18 protein-coding genes are annotated in these 16,898 nt (G+C 61.8%); 6 read left to right on the top strand and 12 right to left on the bottom strand.

Annotated elements, in window-relative coordinates:
• Positions 1–204: 204 nt before the first annotated feature.
• Positions 205–1,017, top strand: coding sequence for an alpha/beta fold hydrolase (locus tag HXW87_RS22495; protein ID WP_239777792.1), 813 nt, complete (start codon positions 205–207; stop codon positions 1,015–1,017).
• Positions 1,018–1,100: 83 nt separating this feature from the next.
• On the opposite strand, the gene dsbG is transcribed toward HXW87_RS22495, so the two are convergent.
• The 4 genes from dsbG to HXW87_RS22475 all read right to left on the bottom strand — a co-directional run bounded on the left by dsbG (position 1,101) and on the right by HXW87_RS22475 (position 5,258).
• Positions 1,101–1,871, bottom strand: coding sequence for a thiol:disulfide interchange protein DsbG (gene dsbG / locus HXW87_RS22490; protein ID WP_095668687.1), 771 nt, complete (start codon positions 1,869–1,871; stop codon positions 1,101–1,103).
• Entirely contained in the window at positions 1,847–2,716 is an 870-nt protein-coding gene (locus tag HXW87_RS22485) for a TlpA disulfide reductase family protein (protein WP_095668688.1), read from the bottom strand. The genes dsbG and HXW87_RS22485 overlap by 25 nt, the downstream gene beginning before the upstream one ends.
• Positions 2,717–4,450 carry a protein-disulfide reductase DsbD gene (gene dsbD, locus HXW87_RS22480; RefSeq protein WP_239777791.1) on the bottom strand — a complete coding sequence of 578 codons (1,734 nt, stop codon included), beginning with the start codon at positions 4,448–4,450 and terminating at the stop codon, positions 2,717–2,719.
• Between the two features lie 124 nt (positions 4,451–4,574).
• A complete protein-coding gene (locus HXW87_RS22475) occupies positions 4,575–5,258 on the bottom strand; it encodes a hypothetical protein (protein ID WP_239777790.1) in 684 nt (227 codons plus the stop codon).
• Positions 5,259–5,553: 295 nt separating this feature from the next.
• Here HXW87_RS22475 and HXW87_RS22470 point away from each other — a divergent pair, with 295 nt between their 5' ends.
• The 5 genes from HXW87_RS22470 to HXW87_RS22450 all read left to right on the top strand — a co-directional run bounded on the left by HXW87_RS22470 (position 5,554) and on the right by HXW87_RS22450 (position 10,109).
• Positions 5,554–6,234 (top strand): response regulator, encoded by a 681-nt coding sequence (locus HXW87_RS22470; RefSeq protein ID WP_007969056.1) that lies wholly within the window; start codon positions 5,554–5,556, stop codon positions 6,232–6,234.
• Positions 6,234–7,556, top strand: coding sequence for an ATP-binding protein (locus tag HXW87_RS22465; protein WP_145594046.1), 1,323 nt, complete (start codon positions 6,234–6,236; stop codon positions 7,554–7,556). Before HXW87_RS22470 ends, HXW87_RS22465 begins: the two co-directional genes overlap by 1 nt.
• Positions 7,557–7,760: 204 nt before the next feature.
• The gene (locus tag HXW87_RS22460; RefSeq protein WP_239777789.1) at positions 7,761–8,246 is read left to right on the top strand and encodes a GNAT family N-acetyltransferase; all 486 of its coding nucleotides are present in this window, start codon (positions 7,761–7,763) and stop codon (positions 8,244–8,246) included.
• Positions 8,247–8,389: 143 nt separating this feature from the next.
• Complete coding sequence (locus tag HXW87_RS22455; RefSeq protein WP_121186462.1) at positions 8,390–9,802, top strand: aspartate aminotransferase family protein; 1,413 nt, start codon at positions 8,390–8,392, stop codon at positions 9,800–9,802.
• An 82-nt stretch (positions 9,803–9,884) separates the two neighbouring features.
• The gene (locus HXW87_RS22450) at positions 9,885–10,109 is read left to right on the top strand and encodes an MbtH family protein (protein WP_016985437.1); all 225 of its coding nucleotides are present in this window, start codon (positions 9,885–9,887) and stop codon (positions 10,107–10,109) included.
• A 142-nt stretch (positions 10,110–10,251) separates the two neighbouring features.
• On the opposite strand, the gene HXW87_RS22445 is transcribed toward HXW87_RS22450, so the two are convergent.
• The 8 genes from HXW87_RS22445 to HXW87_RS22410 are packed head-to-tail and all read right to left on the bottom strand — an operon-like array spanning position 10,252 to position 16,512.
• Positions 10,252–11,166 carry a zinc ABC transporter substrate-binding protein gene (locus HXW87_RS22445; RefSeq protein WP_239777788.1) on the bottom strand — a complete coding sequence of 305 codons (915 nt, stop codon included), beginning with the start codon at positions 11,164–11,166 and terminating at the stop codon, positions 10,252–10,254.
• Complete coding sequence (locus tag HXW87_RS22440; RefSeq protein WP_003226663.1) at positions 11,167–12,066, bottom strand: metal ABC transporter permease; 900 nt, start codon at positions 12,064–12,066, stop codon at positions 11,167–11,169.
• The gene (locus tag HXW87_RS22435) at positions 12,066–12,911 is read right to left on the bottom strand and encodes a metal ABC transporter ATP-binding protein (RefSeq protein WP_239777787.1); all 846 of its coding nucleotides are present in this window, start codon (positions 12,909–12,911) and stop codon (positions 12,066–12,068) included. The genes HXW87_RS22440 and HXW87_RS22435 overlap by 1 nt, the downstream gene beginning before the upstream one ends.
• Positions 12,908–13,837: a metal ABC transporter substrate-binding protein gene (locus HXW87_RS22430; RefSeq protein WP_095668696.1), complete on the bottom strand. Its 930-nt coding sequence runs from the start codon at positions 13,835–13,837 to the stop codon at positions 12,908–12,910. The genes HXW87_RS22435 and HXW87_RS22430 overlap by 4 nt, the downstream gene beginning before the upstream one ends.
• A gap of 35 nt (positions 13,838–13,872) precedes the next feature.
• Positions 13,873–14,448, bottom strand: a complete 576-nt coding sequence (locus HXW87_RS22425) for a DUF6162 family protein (RefSeq protein WP_239777786.1) — start codon at positions 14,446–14,448, stop codon at positions 13,873–13,875.
• On the bottom strand, positions 14,445–14,786 hold the full coding sequence (locus tag HXW87_RS22420; protein WP_239777785.1) for a hypothetical protein: 342 nt from the start codon (positions 14,784–14,786) through the stop codon (positions 14,445–14,447). Before HXW87_RS22420 ends, HXW87_RS22425 begins: the two co-directional genes overlap by 4 nt.
• A complete protein-coding gene (locus HXW87_RS22415) occupies positions 14,783–15,325 on the bottom strand; it encodes a hypothetical protein (protein WP_041069742.1) in 543 nt (180 codons plus the stop codon). The genes HXW87_RS22420 and HXW87_RS22415 overlap by 4 nt, the downstream gene beginning before the upstream one ends.
• Positions 15,322–16,512, bottom strand: coding sequence for a PepSY domain-containing protein (locus tag HXW87_RS22410; RefSeq protein ID WP_121186451.1), 1,191 nt, complete (start codon positions 16,510–16,512; stop codon positions 15,322–15,324). Before HXW87_RS22410 ends, HXW87_RS22415 begins: the two co-directional genes overlap by 4 nt.
• Positions 16,513–16,898 lie beyond the last annotated feature (386 nt).

Genomic DNA, 16,898 nt, shown 5'->3' with positions numbered 1-16,898 from the left:
TCGCTGGCAAGCCAGCTCCCACAAGTTTCATGGTGAACACATGATTTGTGTACACATTCGATCACTGTGGGAGCTGGCTTGCCAGCGATGGCGTCAGTGCATTCAACACCGATAAACCGGCATATTCACGTACATATCCAGGGTTGACGATCAACAACCGGCAGCTCAGTCTGCCGGTTCTCTTTTTCATCGCGGGGGTGGTCGATGCCTTTCTTCACGGTTGACGGACAAGCGCTGCACTACATTGATCAAGGCACCGGCCCGGCCGTGTTGCTGGCGGGCAGTTATCTGTGGGACACGGCCATGTGGGCGCCGCAGATCGCTGCACTGTCACCGCACTACCGGGTGATTGCGCTGGATTTGTGGGGCCACGGTAAGTCCGGGCGTTTACCTTCAGGCACCACGTCGCTGGATGACATCGCGCGGCAAATCGAGGCCTTGCTCGATCACCTGGGTATCGACCGGGTCACGTTGATCGGACTGTCTGTCGGCGGTATGTGGGGCGTACGTCTGGCCTTGTCGGCACCGCAGCGGCTCAATGGCCTGGTGCTGATGGATACGTACGTGGGCGTGGAGCCGGAACCCACCCGCCAGTACTACTTTTCGCTGTTCAAGCAGATCGAGGACAGCGGCGAGATCTCCGAACCATTGCTCGACATCGTGGTACCGATCTTCTTCCGCCCGGGCATTGATCCGCAGTCGGCGCTGTATCAGGACTTCCGCGCGAAACTGGCGGCGTACACTGCGGACCGCCTGCGCGAAAGCATCGTGCCCATGGGGCGTATCACCTTCAGTCGGGATGACCTGCTACCGCGTCTGGGCGAATTGAATGCCGCGACCACGCTGGTGCTGTGCGGCGATCAGGACAAACCGCGACCGCCGTCAGAGGCCAAGGAGATGGCGCAGCTGATTGGTTGCCCGTGTGTGCTGGTGCCGGAGGCGGGGCATATCTCCAGTCTGGAGAATCCCGAATTTGTCACCGAGGCGTTGCTCGGCTTTTTGGCTGAGCGTCATTGAAAATGATCGCAGCCTGCGGCAGCTCCTACAGAAAACGCGTTCCCATGTAGGAGCTGCCGCAGGCTGCGATCTTTTGATCTGGCTTATTTCGGTCCGAGAATCTTCGCCAACTTGTCCGGCGAAGGCGCGCCTTGCTGCTGTTGCAGCTCACCCTTGTCATCCATATAGAAAATCGCCGGCGTCGCCTGCAGTTCCAGGTCTTCCATCAACTGCATGTTGGCCGCCAGTTTGGTCTGCACCGCTTTTGGAATGTCTTTCAAAGGCTTGAGGGTGCTGGCCTTGCCGGCTTTCTCATGGTCTTCCAGGGCTTTGGCCGGATCTTTCGCAGCCAGCAGGGCGGCGGATTTGGCCGGGCTGTCTTCGCGGATGATCCCGACCATGATATGCCGCAGCTGCACCTTGCCGGCCTTGACCCATGGCCGCGCCTGTTCCCAGAACATGTTGCAGTACGGGCAGTTCGGATCGCTGAACAGGTACACGGTACGCGGCGCATCCTTGTTGCCGTCCTGAATCCAGTTGCTGGCTTCGAACTTGCCCCAGATTTCCTTGGCCATCGGCGCGTAGACCAGTTTTTGCAGCGGTTCGCTGCTCAAGTCCTTGCCGTCGGCGTCGTACAGATTGCCGAGCAACACATGCTGGCCGTCCGGCGTCAGGTACAGCGCCATGCCACGGTTCTGGTACTGCGCCGCATAGCCGCGCAAGCCGTCCGGGGCGTCGAACTGGCCGACGATTTTTGCGCCCTTGGCTTCGATCTGCTTGATCGCGGCGGGCAATTCTTCGGCAGCCTGTACCGACGGCAGGTGCAGCAGGGCAGTGCCCAGGGTCAGCGTCAGCAGGTGGCGGAGGCGGGGCATGGCAGTTTCCTTGCAGAGGTGGCCGGTGCGGCGGTTGGATTCGGGGTGTCGAAGTTTTCCAGGGCGCGGGCCAGACTGGCGTTCGACAGTTCGCCCAGATGGCTGCTCAGCAAGCGACCGTCAGGGCTATAGAACAGCGTAGTTGGCAGTGCCATGGAACCCACGGCCTGGCCGAGTCGACCGCTGCGGTCGAACAGCACGTTGTTCAGGCTCAGGCCCTGGGTTTCAAGAAAAGTCGCAACGCTTTGCATGCTTTCGGCCTGATTGACGAACAGAAAGGTCAGGTCCGGGCGTTGTTGTTGCGCATTTTCCAGCACTGGCATCTCGCGCCGGCACGGCGGGCACCAGGTTGCCCACAGGTTGATCACCAGCGGGCCGCCCTGATAGTCGCTGAGCTGGATGGTCTCGCCGGCGGCGTTGCGCAGGGTGATGTCCGGCAGGCGCGTGCCTTGTTCGTAGATATTCAGTGACAGGGTCGCCAACAGCCAGAACACTACGCCACTGGCCACGCCAAAACCCAGTGGCCGACGCAGCCCCGGGCGACGCCAGCCGCGATAGAGAGCGGCGAGCAGCAGCACGATCACCCCCGGCCAGGCGAGGAAACCGCCGTCGCGCAGGTCGATGATCTGCCACGGATCGTTGCGATAGTGGCCCCAGTACAGGGCCACAAAGGCCACGCGCGCCGCGAGCATGCCCAACAGGAACAGGCTGAACAGCGCCGACTCGGGGTTATCGCCACCACGCTTGGCCACCCGCCAGCCGACAAAGGTCGCCAGCGCCAAGGCACTGATCAGCAACAGGTGGTTGAGCGCGATGGCAAAGGTGCCGAGGGTGAACGTCAGCATTTAATTGGCGTCTCGGGTGGTGGTCCAGCGTTGCAGGAACGTCTCGGCATCGACTTCGCCGGTAATGCGCTGGCTGCGCCGCTCTTCGCCGTCGGTGCCGATCCAGACAAAGCTCGGTGGCCCCGGGACTTTGTAGCGGCCGAGCAGCTCGCGGCTGGCGGCATTGTCGGCAGTGACGTCGAGGCGCAGCAGGCGCACATCGCTCAGCGCCTGCAGGACCTTGTCCTTGCCGAACACCTGTTTCTCCATGACTTTGCACGACACGCACCAGTCGGCGTAGTAATCGAGCAGCACCCATTGGCCCTGCGCCTTGGCGCTATCCAGTTCGCGCTGCAGGGCTGCCGGATCCTTGATCGTGGTGAACGCGTCATGCCCGCTCGGCGTGGTGCTGGCGACCCGGCCAGCGCTGTACACCTGCAACGGTTGATACGGGTCGTCACTGCCGCCAGCGGCACCGATCAACAGCAGGCTGCCCCACAGACCGAGCAGCAACGAACTGGCGCCGAACACCTGGGCGACGCGGCTGAAGCCTTCCGATTGCTTCCAGGCGCAGAACGCCGCGATCAGCAGCAGCGCGCCGCACAGGCCCAGCCACAGCGACGAGTCCAGCACCGGGCGCAACATCAGCAGCGCGGTCGCGAGGAACAGGAAACCGAAGATGCCCTTGAGCAGGTTCATCCACGCCCCGGGTTTGGGCAGGAAGCGATTGCCGACGGTCACCAACAGCAACAGCGGCACCCCGATACCGATGCCCAGCGCGAACAGAATCAAGCCACCGTGCAGCGCATTACCGCTCTGCGCGATGTACAACAAGGCGCCGGCCAGCGGCGCAGTCATGCACGGGCCGACCAGCAGACCGGACAACGCGCCGAGCACTCCGGCGCCGATCAGGCTGCCGCCGTTGCGGCTGCGCGAAGCGTGTTCGAGGCGATCACGCAAAGCCACCGGCAATTGCAATTCGAAGAAGCCGAACATCGGCAGCGCCAACACCACAAAAATCGCCGCAAAGGCACCCAGCAGCCACGGATTTTGCAGCCACGCCTGCAGGTTGGCGCCGAGCAACGAGGCGATCACACCCATCGCGGCATACACCAGCGCCATGCAGATCACATAGCTGCTGGCCAGGGCGAAACCACGACGCGGGGTGGCGCCGCTGCCGACAATCATGCCCGCCAGAATCGGCAGCATCGGCAATGAACACGGGGTAAACGCCAGCAGCAGGCCGAGGCCGAAGAACACCAGCAGGCTCCAGCCCAGCGCCCGTTGTTGCAGGCTGCTGGCCAGGGCCTGATCCGGCGCTTCAGCACTGGCCGTTGGTGTTGCATTGCCGCCAAGGTCAATGACCCGGGTCTGCGGCGGATAACACAGGCCGGCATCGGCGCAGCCCTGATAGCTGACCTTGATCTGACCGCTGGCCGAGGCCGGGACTTTCACCTCCAGCCCTTGGCGATACACCGGTTGTTCACCGAAGAATTCGTCACTGTGCGACTCGCCCTCGGGCAACGTCGGCTGCTGCTCTGCCGACAAACCGTCGAATTTCAGGCGTTTCTGGTACAGGTAATAGCCGTCGGTGATCTGCCAGAACAGCTGGGTTTCCCCGGATTCCAGGCGTTCGGAGGTCAGCACGAAGGCTTTGTCGACCGGCAGAAACTCCGGTTTGGTCTCGAATGGATTGTTCCCGGCCTGGGCCAGGCTGGAGATCAGCAGTGCAAACAAAAGAAAAAAATGACGCATGGAGGAGCCTTGTCCCTGTGCAAGTCTGGTGCACAGTGGCGGGTGGCGATTAACCGATGATTAACCGCCCCGCACGATGTCGGATGGGCGACCCGACGCCGATTCACTGGTGCCTGCGAGTGGCTCAGTCCTTCAGCAGTCCGGGCCAGGTTGAATCGGAGATTGTATACGGGCCAAATACTTTTTTCGCGTTCTGTTCATAACGCAGGTAGCGGTTGTCGTTCAGGAAAACATAAAAGTAAGTGTCGAAGGTCGGGTAGTCATTGGTGACGGCTGTCATCATTTGGCTTTTATATTCTTCCAGTGGTGCCCAGGACGAGCCATTTAGAGGTAGTACTTCCAGGGTTTTTGAGTATATTTCGTAGATCAGATAATTTCCGTCATTCAACAAGAACCAGTAACTCTCTCTTTGTGCAGTGCTTTCAGCCCACATGACGCCAACGATTTTTTCGTAGTAGGGCAATATTTTTTCCCACTTTGATTTGGCGATGGGGGTTTTCGAGATTGCCTTGTCGGTTTGTTGGCTGTACTCACAAACGGAGGGTGTTGTTCCTTCGTCATAGAACAGCCAGAGCGTGTCGACGCCACCGTTCCAGTGGGTGGTCGTCGTGGTAAAGCCAAAGCGCAAGTCTGCAGCAGTCCTGTCGAAGCCTTCCCATTTGCCATCCACCGGCTTGGGGAAGCCGGAAAGTACTTTGTTATCCTCGAAGTCGAAACGGGAATAACTGTTTTTCTCCGGGAAGAAGAAATAAATGCGGTCGGGGCCGGTGCGCCAGTCAACGGCTACGAAGTTTTTTGTAATGCTCATTCATGGTTCCTTTAATAGGTTGATTTGTGTTTTAAAGTTTTGATTAGTTGTATGTAGCTTGCGATAGCGAGGTTAGTTTTTAGTTGTGGGTCTGTATAGTTTGAAGGTGTTGAATTTCATGTCGGCTAGTTTGTTTTCATGTTGATTGAGCCTTGTTTTTGCGCAAGCGGTTTGTTGGCAGTTTTGAGTCCGGACCTGGCGAACAAGCGAGTCGCTGCCGTGTTGGTTGTCGCCCTGCCATAATTGCGGCTTAATCCTGTTCTGTTCGACTTGCCTTTTATTTCAGGGAACCACCATGCACGTACTGGTTTGCGAAGACGACGAGTTGATCGCCAGTGGCATCGTCGCCGGCCTGACAGCCCAAGGCTTGACGGTCGAGCACGTCAACACCGCCTCCAAAGCACGGGCGATGCTCAAGGTCGCCGAATTTGACGTGATGGTGCTCGATCTCGGCCTGCCCGACGAAGATGGCCTCAAGTTGCTGCAACAACTGCGTCAGCAGGGCCTCGAAATTCCGGTGCTGATCCTGACTGCGCGCGACTCGGTGACCGACCGGGTCGACGGCCTGCAAGCCGGGGCTGACGATTACCTGCTCAAACCCTTCGATCTGCGTGAATTGTTCGCGCGCCTGCAAACCCTGCTGCGCCGGGTCGCCGGGCGCAGCGTCAACCTGATTGAGCACGGTGCGCTGACCTACGATCCAAGCAGCCGCGAAACCACTCTGGCCGGGCAACCGGTGGATTTGTCGCGCCGTGAGCAATCGCTGTTGCAGGCGTTGTTGCACAACCGTGGCCGGGTGTTGTCCACCGAGCAGTTGAAGGACAGCGTCTACGGCTTCAATGACGAACTGGAGAGCAACGCCCTCAACGTGCATATCCACCACCTGCGCAGCAAACTCGGCAAGGGCATCGTCGAAACCGTGCGCGGTCTGGGTTATCGCCTTGGGCCGGCCGATGGTGGAGAACAACAGAAGTGATGAGCCTGCGTCTGCGCCTGAGCCTGACCCTCGGCGCCGCGTTTGCCCTGATCTGGGCCCTGGCCGCGGCCTGGATGCTCAGCGACTTGCGCAATCAGATGATGTTTTCCCTCGATCAGCGATTGGTGGCTTCGGCGCGCATGGTCGCCGGGCTGCTGGAGCAACTGCCGGCGCTGCCGAGCAAGGGCGAGGGCACCCATTTCAGCGCCGAGCAATTGAACATTCCCGGCGGCATGGCCTGTCAGGTCAGTTCGTTGCGCGGGGAGATTCTCGCGCGTAGTCACAGCAGTCCCGAGCAAACCCTGGAAGCAGAAAAAATGGGCTTCCATGACCAGATGATCGATGGCGCGCCGTGGCGCAGTTTTACCCTCGCGCGAGGCGACGTGCGGATCACTACGGCTGATCGGCAGATCGAACGCGAAGCGCTGAACATGTCGATCCTGCTGGCGGCCTCGGTGCCGGTCGGCGTGGCGTTGCTCGGTTGTCTGTGCCTGTTGTGGCTGGGCATCGGCCAGGGCCTGGCGCCGCTCAATCGCCTGCGCGAAGCCTTGATGCGGCGTAACGCCGACTCGCTGGAACCGTTGCAGTTGCAGTCGTTTCCCAGCGAACTGAAACCGTTGCTCGATACCCAGAATCAGCTGTTTCAGCGCATCGGCAAGACCATCGAACGCGAGCGTCGCCTGACCGGTGATGCCGCGCATGAATTGCGCAGCCCGCTGACCGCCATCAAGACCCACCTGCAAGTGGCCCGCATGACCGAAGGCAGTGCCCGCGACCAGTCGCTGGCGCGGGCCGAGGAGGGCGCCGACCGCATGCACCGCACGCTGGAGCAACTGCTGTTGCTGGCGCGGGTCGAGGGCAGTCTGTCGTTCGATGATGGCGTGCAGTGCAGCGCCGAACAGGTGGCGAAACTGGCGATGCAGGATGCAGCGGGCGGTGAGCGTCAGCGCATCAAACTGCACTTGCCCAAGCAGCTCTCCAGTGCGCCGGTGCAAATGCCGGCGGTGCTGTCGATTGCCGCGTTGCGCAATTTGCTCGACAACGCTCTGCGCCATACCCCGGCGGACGCTGAGGTCGAGCTGAGCCTGGAAACCGTCGGCCAACGCGCCCGTTTTGTGGTGCGCGACCACGGCCCGGGGATTGCGGCGGAAGATCTGCAGCATTTGACCCAACGCTTCTGGCGCAACGGCCAGAGCACCGGCTGCGGCCTCGGCCTGGCCATCGTCCAGGCCATTGTCCAGCGCTGCGCCTGCACCCTGCATTTCGACAGTCGCGCGGATGGGCTGCGCGTTGAGCTGACCATGCCGCTACAGTCCCTCTGAAAACATTTCCGCCCTGTAGGAGCTGCCGCAGGCTGCGATCTTTTGATCTTGAAAAAATCAAAATCAAAAGATCGCAGCCTGCGGCAGCTCCTACAGGGGATTTGTGGTGTGGCACATCAAATGTAACGTCTGTGCGTTGGTGATTTGGCAATCTCGACGCTAAGGTCGGGGATGCTCTGACTCAATGGATTGAGGGAACGCGCCATGCAAGCACCGATCTGCATTCGTCCAGCGAAACCTGCCGACGCCGGCCTCATCAGTCGCATCATCGAGCGTTCGATTCGCGTCGGTTGTGCGCTGGAACACCGCAACGATCCGCAACTGGTCAGCCGCTGGATCGGCCGACAATCTGCCGACGTCATCAGCGCGCACCTTGCCGACGCGCGTTGCTACCTGAATATCGCCTTGTTGCAGGACAAACCGGTGGGTGTCGGCATGGCCACGGCCAGCGGTGATATCGGCTTTTGCCATGTGCAGCCGGAATGGTTTCGCCGTGGCGCAGGACGTGCGCTGATGAGCGACCTGGAGGGCTGGCTGCGGATTCGTGGCGTGCCGCAGGCGTGCATCGCCAGCACCCGCAGTGGCGCGGCTTTTTATCGACATATGGGCTATTGCGATTCGGCGCCACCCGCCAGCGATCAGGGCTTGCACCGCGTGACGCTGTACAAGCCGTTGGCATTGCCTGGCTGACAACTTGATCAAGGGTCTAAATCCTCGCCCCGCTTAAGCGTTTCCAGAACAGGAAAACCTGCATGTGCGCCCCGCGACCGGAACGCGCACCTGTGCGGTGTGCTGTTTTGGTCACTATCCATAGCGTATTGAGGGGTCGAGAGATGTCAGTCGCCACCAGCCTTATCGAAGAGTCGTCGGGGCGGATCACCACCACGCCGGCGGAAACCCTGTACCAGTTCAACGAATCGCCACTGTTGGCCCGGCAGAGCCAGCAGGAGTCCAATGCCCGCAGCTACCCGCGACGCATTCCGCTGGCCCTCAAACGCGCCAAGGGCCTGTACGTCGAGGATGTCGAAGGGCGTACGTTCATCGATTGTCTCGCCGGCGCTGGCACGCTGGCCTTGGGGCATAACCACCCGGTGGTGATCGAGGCGATCCAGCAAGTATTGGCGGATGAATTACCGCTGCACACCCTCGACCTGACCACACCAGTGAAGGATCAATTCGTCCAGGACCTGTTCGGTTTGCTGCCGCCGGCACTCGCGGCCGAGGCGAAAATCCAGTTCTGCGGGCCGACCGGCACCGATGCGGTGGAAGCCGCGCTGAAACTGGTACGCACCGCCACCGGGCGCAGCACGGTGCTGTCGTTCTCCGGCGGTTATCACGGCATGAGCCAGGGCGCCTTGAGCCTGATGGGCAGCCTGGGGCCGAAAAAACCGCTGGGCGCCTTGCTCAGCAACGGTGTGCAATTCATGCCGTTTCCGTACGACTACCGTTGCCCGTTCGGTCTCGGCGGCGCAGCCGGGGTCAAAGCCAACCTGAGTTATCTGGAAAACCTGCTCAACGATCCTGAAGCCGGCGTGCAGTTGCCAGCAGCGGTGATCGTCGAGGCGGTGCAGGGCGAAGGCGGGGTGATTCCGGCTGACGTCGAGTGGCTGCGCGGTTTGCGCCGGATTACCGAGAAGGCTGGCGTGGCGCTGATCGTCGATGAGATCCAGAGCGGTTTCGCCCGTACCGGCAAAATGTTTGCCTTCGAACACGCCGGTATCGTCCCCGACGTAGTGGTGTTGTCCAAAGCCATCGGCGGCAGCCTGCCATTGGCGGTGGTGGTCTATCGCGACTGGCTCGACACCTGGCAGCCGGGCGCCCACGCTGGCACCTTCCGTGGCAATCAGATGGCGATGGCCGCCGGCTCCGCGGTGATGCGTTATCTGCTCGAACACAAGGTCTGCGAACACGCTGCCGCCATGGGCGAACGCCTGGGCGAACACCTGCGCATTCTGCAACGCGACTTTCCGCAACTGGGCGACATTCGTGGTCGTGGCTTGATGCTCGGCGTCGAGCTGGTTGACCCGAACGGCGCACCGGATGCGCTCGGTCATCCACCCGCGTTCGCACGTCTGGCACCGCTGGTGCAGCGCGAATGCCTCAAGCGCGGACTGATTCTCGAATTGGGCGGCCGGCATGGCGCGGTGGTGCGCTTCCTGCCGCCGCTGGTGATCACCGCCGCCGAAATCGACCGTGTCGCCGAGATATTTGGCCGGGCCTTGGCCGCTGCCACTGCCGCTGAGTAAATTTTTCGCAGCGCCGGACGTTCTTTCTACATAACCGGCTGCACTCGGCTGCAGCCCACCCTCACAACGATGGAGAACCAGCATGACGTCAGTATTCGACCGCGAGGACATCCTCTTTCAGGTCGTGGTCAACCACGAAGAGCAATACTCGATCTGGCCGGATTACAAAGCCGTGCCGCAAGGCTGGCGCACCGTGGGCAAGAGCGGCCTGAAGAAGGAATGCCTGGCCTACATCGAAGAAGTCTGGACCGACATGCGTCCGCTGAGCCTGCGCCAGAAGATGGAAGGGCAGGCGGCTGCTCAGTAATCTGACAGGTAAAAACAAACCCGCTGGACTGGTGAAAGTCAGCGGGTTTTTTATGGGCTTCAAAAGATCGCAGCCTGCGGCAGCTCCTACAGGGTGTAAATATTCCCGTGTAGGAGCTGCCGCAGGCTGCGATCTTTTGATCTTAGGCCGAAGGCCCGCCGCTCAACCCCTTGAGCAACAAATCCACATTCCCCTCCAGCTCCGCCACCGGATCCGCTGCATCGGTACTCAACACCAGCAGATGACTGCCCGAGGCGGCAATTGCTGCTTTCACTGCCTCCGACGGCTGACGATGATGCAGCACCAGCGCCACGTCGTTGTCCTTCAGCGTCGCCGTGAGCTTCTTCAGATCTTCGGCTGTCCACTCGGCATCTGCTCGCGCGTCCTGACCAATCAGCTCCAGATTCAGGCTGCCGATCAGGTAACCGAAGTGATCGCTGAGGCTCACCACACTCAAGTTGTCGACCTCGGCCAGACGCGCTTCGCTGTCGGCGCTGAGCTTGAGCAGGCGCTGTTTCAGCGCCGCCAGATTGGCCTCGATCTTCGGTTTGGCCGACGGCGCCAGGCGCACCAGATCCGCCGCGATCACGTCGGCCATGCGCCCCATGTTGTTGCTCGCCAGCCATGGCTGACTGTTCAAACCATCGACCTTCAGCCCCGGCTGCACAGCGATCCCCGGCAGGGCGCCGTCCACCGGACGTGCTGCGTCGACCTCGACAATGCGAATGTTGCTGCGCCGTGCTATCGGGTACAGCGGATCATCCGCCCACAGCGAGCGCACGCCGATCACCGCATCGGCATCGCCTGCCAGTTTGCCCAGCGCCGGTGCGCCGCGACCGGTGAAGTACGCAGTCTGACGGCTGCCCGGCAGATTGGCCGGGGCCGCGCGTTCCAGGCTGACGTCGGTGCCTTTGAGCAGCACTTCGCCGAGGCCGTAGGTGATGGGCAGCGAGGCCAGTACGCGTAGCGGTTGAGGGTTTTCAGCCGCCAGCAACGGGCTGCCGACCACGCCGCACAGGGTCATGGCCAGGGTCAGTTTTCGCAGGGAGAAAGTCATTTATCCAAGGTTCCCTTTCAGACTCGGAACAACCCCGCGCGCAATGGCGGCGAGGGCAAAGGCGATGCCGGCGACCAGAATGATCGCGGCGCCGGACGGGATCGGCAGATCGAAGACAATCGGCGCGAGAATTCCGCACAGGGTGCTGACGGTGGCAATCAGCACCGAGCACCAGAAGAAGCCCTTGAGCGACTGGCTGAGCAAGCGTGCTGCCGCCGCGGGAATCACCAGCAACGCGCCGACCAGAATCGCGCCGATGACCTTCACCGCCGCGACGGTGATCAGCGTCACCAAAATCACGAACAGGTAATCCAGAGTCTTCACCGCGACGCCGCGCACCGCCGCCAGTTGCGGGTTGAAACTGGCGAGCATGATCCGGTTGTACAGCGGCAACGCCAGGGCCATGACCAGCGAGCCGACAATCGCCAGCACCAGCAGGTCGTTGCCGTTGACCGTCAGCACCGAACCGAACAGCACGTTCTCCAGAATGTGCACGTTGATCTTGCCGGCCAGAATCAGCAGCAGGCTTGCACCCAAGGCCAGCGACACCGAGAGGAACACACCGATCAGGGTGTCCGGCGCCAGACCGGTGCGGTTGCGCAGGTAATTGAGCAGGATGCCGAACAACAGGCAGTAGCCGAACAGGCTGCCGTACGGCCCGGTGTAGGGTTCGCCGAGCAGAATGCCGATGGCCACGCCGGTCAGCGCCGCATGGCCGACCGCTTCGGAGAAAAACGCAAAGCGCTTGACCACCACCAGCGTGCCGAGGCCACCGAGCACCGGGCCGATCAGCAGCCCGGCGAGCAGCGCGTTGACCACAAATCCGTAGGCCAGCGCTTCCGGCAGGTAACCGGACGACGCCCAGCCCTGAACCATCAAACGAAAGGCTTCGTAACTCATCAGACCGCGCTCCGAGGATGGGTGGAAAACAGACTGAGCAGACGTTCCGGGGTCAGCGCCTGTTGCGGCGCGGCGTCGAACAGCACGCGGCGGTTGAGACCAGTCACCCGGTCGGCCAGGCGCTTGACCGCTTCCAGATCGTGCTCGATCCACAGCACGGTGATGCCGGCGGCGCGCCAGTCGCCGAGCAGGCGTTCGAAGACCTGGATCCCGGCTTCGTCGAGCGCCGACATTGGCTCATCCAGCACCAGCAGTTGCGGGGCCGGGATCAAGCCTTGGGCGAGCAACACACGCTGGCGTTCGCCACCGGACAGCGCACCCATGCGCCGCTTGCGTTTGTCCTGCATGCCGACCCGTTCCAGCGCCTCGCCGATGGCGTTGGCGTAGTGTCTGCTCAAACCGAGAAAGGCCGGACGCCGCTGGCACATGGCGGCCATGAAGTCGTCGACGGTCATCGGCAGGCCACGATCGAACTCCAGCGCCTGCGGCACGTAGCCGATGGTGCCGGGTTGGCCGGGCCAGTGCAGGCTCAGTTGACCCTGATGCGGCATTTGCCCGAGCAGGGTCTTGATCAGCGAACTCTTGCCGCCGCCGTTGGGACCGACCAGTGCGTGCACGTGGCCGGGTTGCACTTGAAAGGTGACGTTGTCGAGGATTGTCGTGCGCCCGAGCGTCAGAGAGACTTGCGCAAAATCCAGAGTCGGCCCCAATCCCTGTGGGAGCGAGCTTGCTCGCGAATGCGGTGTGTCATTCGACAAAGATGTTGGCTGACCCGGCGCCTTCGCGAGCAAGCTCGCTCCCACAGGGGATGGCGGGGTGTCAGAAAGGAATTCTTTTGCTGTCATGCCCCTGACTCCTGAATCGCCCGCACCACGGTGTCGAGGTTGCCGGTCATTTCCTTTTCGTACTTGTCGGCGCTGTATTCGCCGTAGGAAATGTGCGACAGCGGGTACAGCTTCACCCCGGACTCACGCTGGATGGTTTCGACATAGGTGGAGGGGAAATCCATCTCGGAGAAGATCACCTTCACGTCGAGTTCGCGCAGTTGGTCGATGGTCTTTTTCAACTGGCTCGGGCTCGGTTCGATGCCGTGGGCCGGCTCGACCACGGCCGTCACTTCCAGGCCGAATTCGCGCAGCAGATAGTCATAAGCCGCATGCACCGTGGCCACGCGCAGTTCGGCGTTCGGTGCCTGAGTCAGTTTGGCCAGCGCATCGGCGCGCATCTGCCGCAAGCGTTTGCCGTAGGCGCGGGCGTTCTGGGTATAGGTCTTGGCGTTGTCCGGATCGAGCTTGCCCAGCTCGCGGGCAATATTGTTGACCTGAGCAATCGAGGCGCTGATCGACAGGAAGGTGTGCGGGTTGACCACTTTGCCGGCGCCGCGCGCCGCGGTACCGGTGGCGGCCAGCAGCGGCACGTTTTCGTTGGCTTCGATGGTCTTGATGTTCGGTGTTTCGCTGGCGGCGATCATCCGGTCGGCGAAGTCGTCATGGCCGACCCCGTTGAGCACAATCACGTCCAGCCCGCTGATGCGCTTGATGTCTTCGGCGCGTGGCTCGTAGGCGTGCGGGTTGAAGCCGGCGGGAATCAGCGGCACCACCTCGGCCTTGTCGCCGACGATATTCGCCACATAGCTGTAATACGGGTGCAGGGTGATGCCGATGCGCAGGCGTTTGCCCGGATCGGCGCTGGCCAGCGGGCTCAGCAGGCACGCGCACAGGCCTAACAGCAGGGTGCGCAGGAGGGGACGGCGAGGCAGGGAAATAAGCATGGGCAAGCGGTCTTCTCTCGGGTGAAGGCGAAGGTTCAGTGGCGATGCTCGCGGGTCACACCGGCATCGAACTGCGCGACGATCTGTTTCCAGCCAGCGGCGGACAGCGCGGCGTCGGTCAGGTCGGCGGGCGTCTGCAGCTCGGCGGCGCGGTTGAGCCAGATGTCCGGCGCGGCAGTGGCGTCGGCGCTCAGCCGCATCACGAACGAACCGGCGACGGCGGGCGCCTGGCTGTGGCCGAAATAAGCGGTGTCTGCCAGCAATTGCCAGGCATGTCCGCCACGGCTGACCGAACTGGCGTCCTGGGCGAACGGGGCGAAACCTTCTTCAGCCAGGGTCTGTGGCGTCGGCAGGCTTTGCTGTTCTGCACGCAGCAGGCGGATTTCGTCGAGGGTCACTCGCAGGTCGGCGTAGATGCCTTGCTCGGCGGCACTCAGGTCACGCCGCGCATCGAGCTGATGGCTGGCAACCGGTTCCGGTTCATGGGACACCCCGCGCCATGCCACCACCGAGCCGGCGACGGCAAGGATCAGCAAACACAACAGCAGAACGTTAAGGGTTTCATGCCCGGCGCCGGCCGGGCGGACGACTTGCGAGGTGGGCGTGCTCATGGGGCCTCGATGTCGGCTTGGTCGATTTCCACGACGTGGCCGGGGCCTGCGTCGAACAGCACGTAAAACTCGGCTGCCGGTTTCTTGAACGTCACGGTCGAGTCGGCGCCGAGCTTGCCCGGCAGCAGAATGGTTTCGTCGTAACCGATCACATCGAGGGTCACCCCTGGGGCGCCGCTGCCGTCGGAGAAGCCGCCGGTGCATTTGATCTGCTCGGCATCAACGGCTTTGCATTCGCACATCGGGTTATGGGCCAGGGCGCCGGTGCTGAAACCTGCGCAGAGCATCAGCAACGCGGCGCGCAACCGCAGGCGGGAAGGGCGTTGAACGCGGTTCATGGTTTGGCTCCTTGTTTGGTCAGCCAGGCGAGGGTCGCGGGAGAGGCCTGGCTCAGGGGAATCGAGGCTTGGTGCAGGCTGCCGTCCCAGCCTTCCATGGTGATCCACAGTTCGGCATCGGCCTTGGTCTTTTCCGCCACCGGCAGTTGCGCGCCCATGCGATACGGCGTGCCGAAGAAAATCACCCCGGCGGCGCGCAGGCTGCGCGGTTTGCCGATGCGCAGGTAGGTGGCCTTGACCTGTTCGACGCAGGCGTCGCAGAGGGCGGCATTGAAGTCCTTCATGTAGCCGGCGGGGCCGCTCAGGCGCGGTGCTTCGTTACGCAGTTCGGCCAGGCGCAGGCTCCACGGGCCGACCTGGATTTCGCCGACCTCATGTTCACCGAGGCCGACGTCACCGCGAAACAGCGCGGCATCGGCGAAGTACTTGGGCATGAACCCCAGCGGAATCAGCAGCAACAAGGCGTTCAGGTGAAAGCGCCATTTGTGCCAGAAGCGGCGCAGGGCGGACGGTTGGGCAGTGCGATTGGACGGGCTCACAGGCTGACCTCCGCCGGTTCACGGCTGACGCGGGGGCTGCGGGCCTTTTTATTCTCGCGCTTGAGGGCGTTGGCGGTGGCCAGCGCGGTGCGCTTGGTCCAGATCAACAGGCCGCTGAGGACCATCATGCTCAGCAGCAGGCCGAAGAAGAACCAGATCAGTTTGATCCACAGACCGCCGAAATCACCGGTGTGCAGCGGGCGCATCGACTCGGTGACGAACTCCAGCGAAGAGCGGTCAGTCAGCAGTCGGGTGGCGGCCATGTCACCGTTGTACGGGTTGAGCGTGGCGGTCTGGAACATCAGTGGATACCAGCCGCGACCGCCAACGCTCAAGTGACTGTAGGCATTGCCCGGCAAGCTGACGAAGCTGACGTCCAGCCCGGGGATGTGCTGTTCGGCGATCTGTACCGCGCGATCAAGGCTGATTCGCGGGGGAGGACTGGCGTCGTTCGACATCGGTACGCTCTCCCGGGACATGGCGGGAATGATCGGCTCGCTGCTGATGGACACCTGGTTGTCGGCCAGAATGGCCTGAATCAGAAACCAGGTGCCGGTGATCGAGATCACCGCGATGAACCAGATTGACCAGATGCCGCTCAGTCGATGGAAATCGCCCCAGAAGATCCGCGCGCCGTGGCGAAATCGCAGGGTGGGCTTGAAGAAGCCTTTCCAGAATCGTTTGTAGACCACCAACCCGGTGACCAGCGAGGCCAGCATCGGCAGGCCGAGGAATGACACGAGGTACCAGCCCCAACTGAAACCGTTGGTGAACGGCACCAGCCACCAGCCGTGCAGGGCCCGGGTGAACGCCTTGAAGTTGAAGTCCGGCGCCGGGCCTTGAATCACCCCTGTGTACGGGTTGACGTAGACCGTCTGGGTGCGGCCGTCGGGGTAGCTGACCTCGACATCGAGGGCGAAGTGCGACTCGTCGGGACGGCTGATGCTTTCCACCAGCGTCTGCGGTTCGGCCTGTTTGATCGCGGCCAGCACCTGATCGTAACTGAGCCGCGGCGCATCGTCCGACGGTTGGCTGGCGCGCATCTGCGGGTTGGCCAGCCAGACGATTTCCTGGCTGACCACCGCCAGCGTGCCGGTGACACAGACGATCAGGACAAAAAACCAGATCGGCAACGCGAGCCAGCTATGCACCAGGAACCACAGTTTGGAACGGGATTTCTTCGACATGATTGCGCGTCTTGATTTCGATGAAAGGGCACGCGGCTACGGGCTTCGCAGCGCGGGTGTCCGCAAAAAGGCGCGGTCGTGGCGGTTGCCTGTGCGAACGGCCTGCATCTCTATAGGACGGATGAGCCGGACAAATCCCGAAAGGTGATATGAAAGTAAATGTTTCGCACTTCGCAGGGGGTGACGACATCCCCTGTAGGAGCTGCGGCACGCTGCGATCTTTTGATCTTGATCTTTAAACAACAGATCCAAAGATCGCAGCCTCGTTGCACTCGACAGCTCCTACAGGATTTTTGCGGGCAGGCGATCAAACACGATTCATGAATGGCGCTCTCACTGTCGGGCAATTGATGGCCGGTTCGCGCTCCTTATGATGGAAAGCACTG

The sequence above is a fragment of the Pseudomonas sp. Y5-11 genome (genome assembly GCF_022368695.1).
In the GTDB taxonomy this organism is placed as follows: Bacteria; Pseudomonadota; Gammaproteobacteria; order Pseudomonadales; family Pseudomonadaceae; genus Aquipseudomonas; species Aquipseudomonas parakoreensis.
The sequence above is the reverse complement of the archived record's forward strand: the minus strand, read 5'-3'. Positions and strand labels throughout refer to the sequence as shown.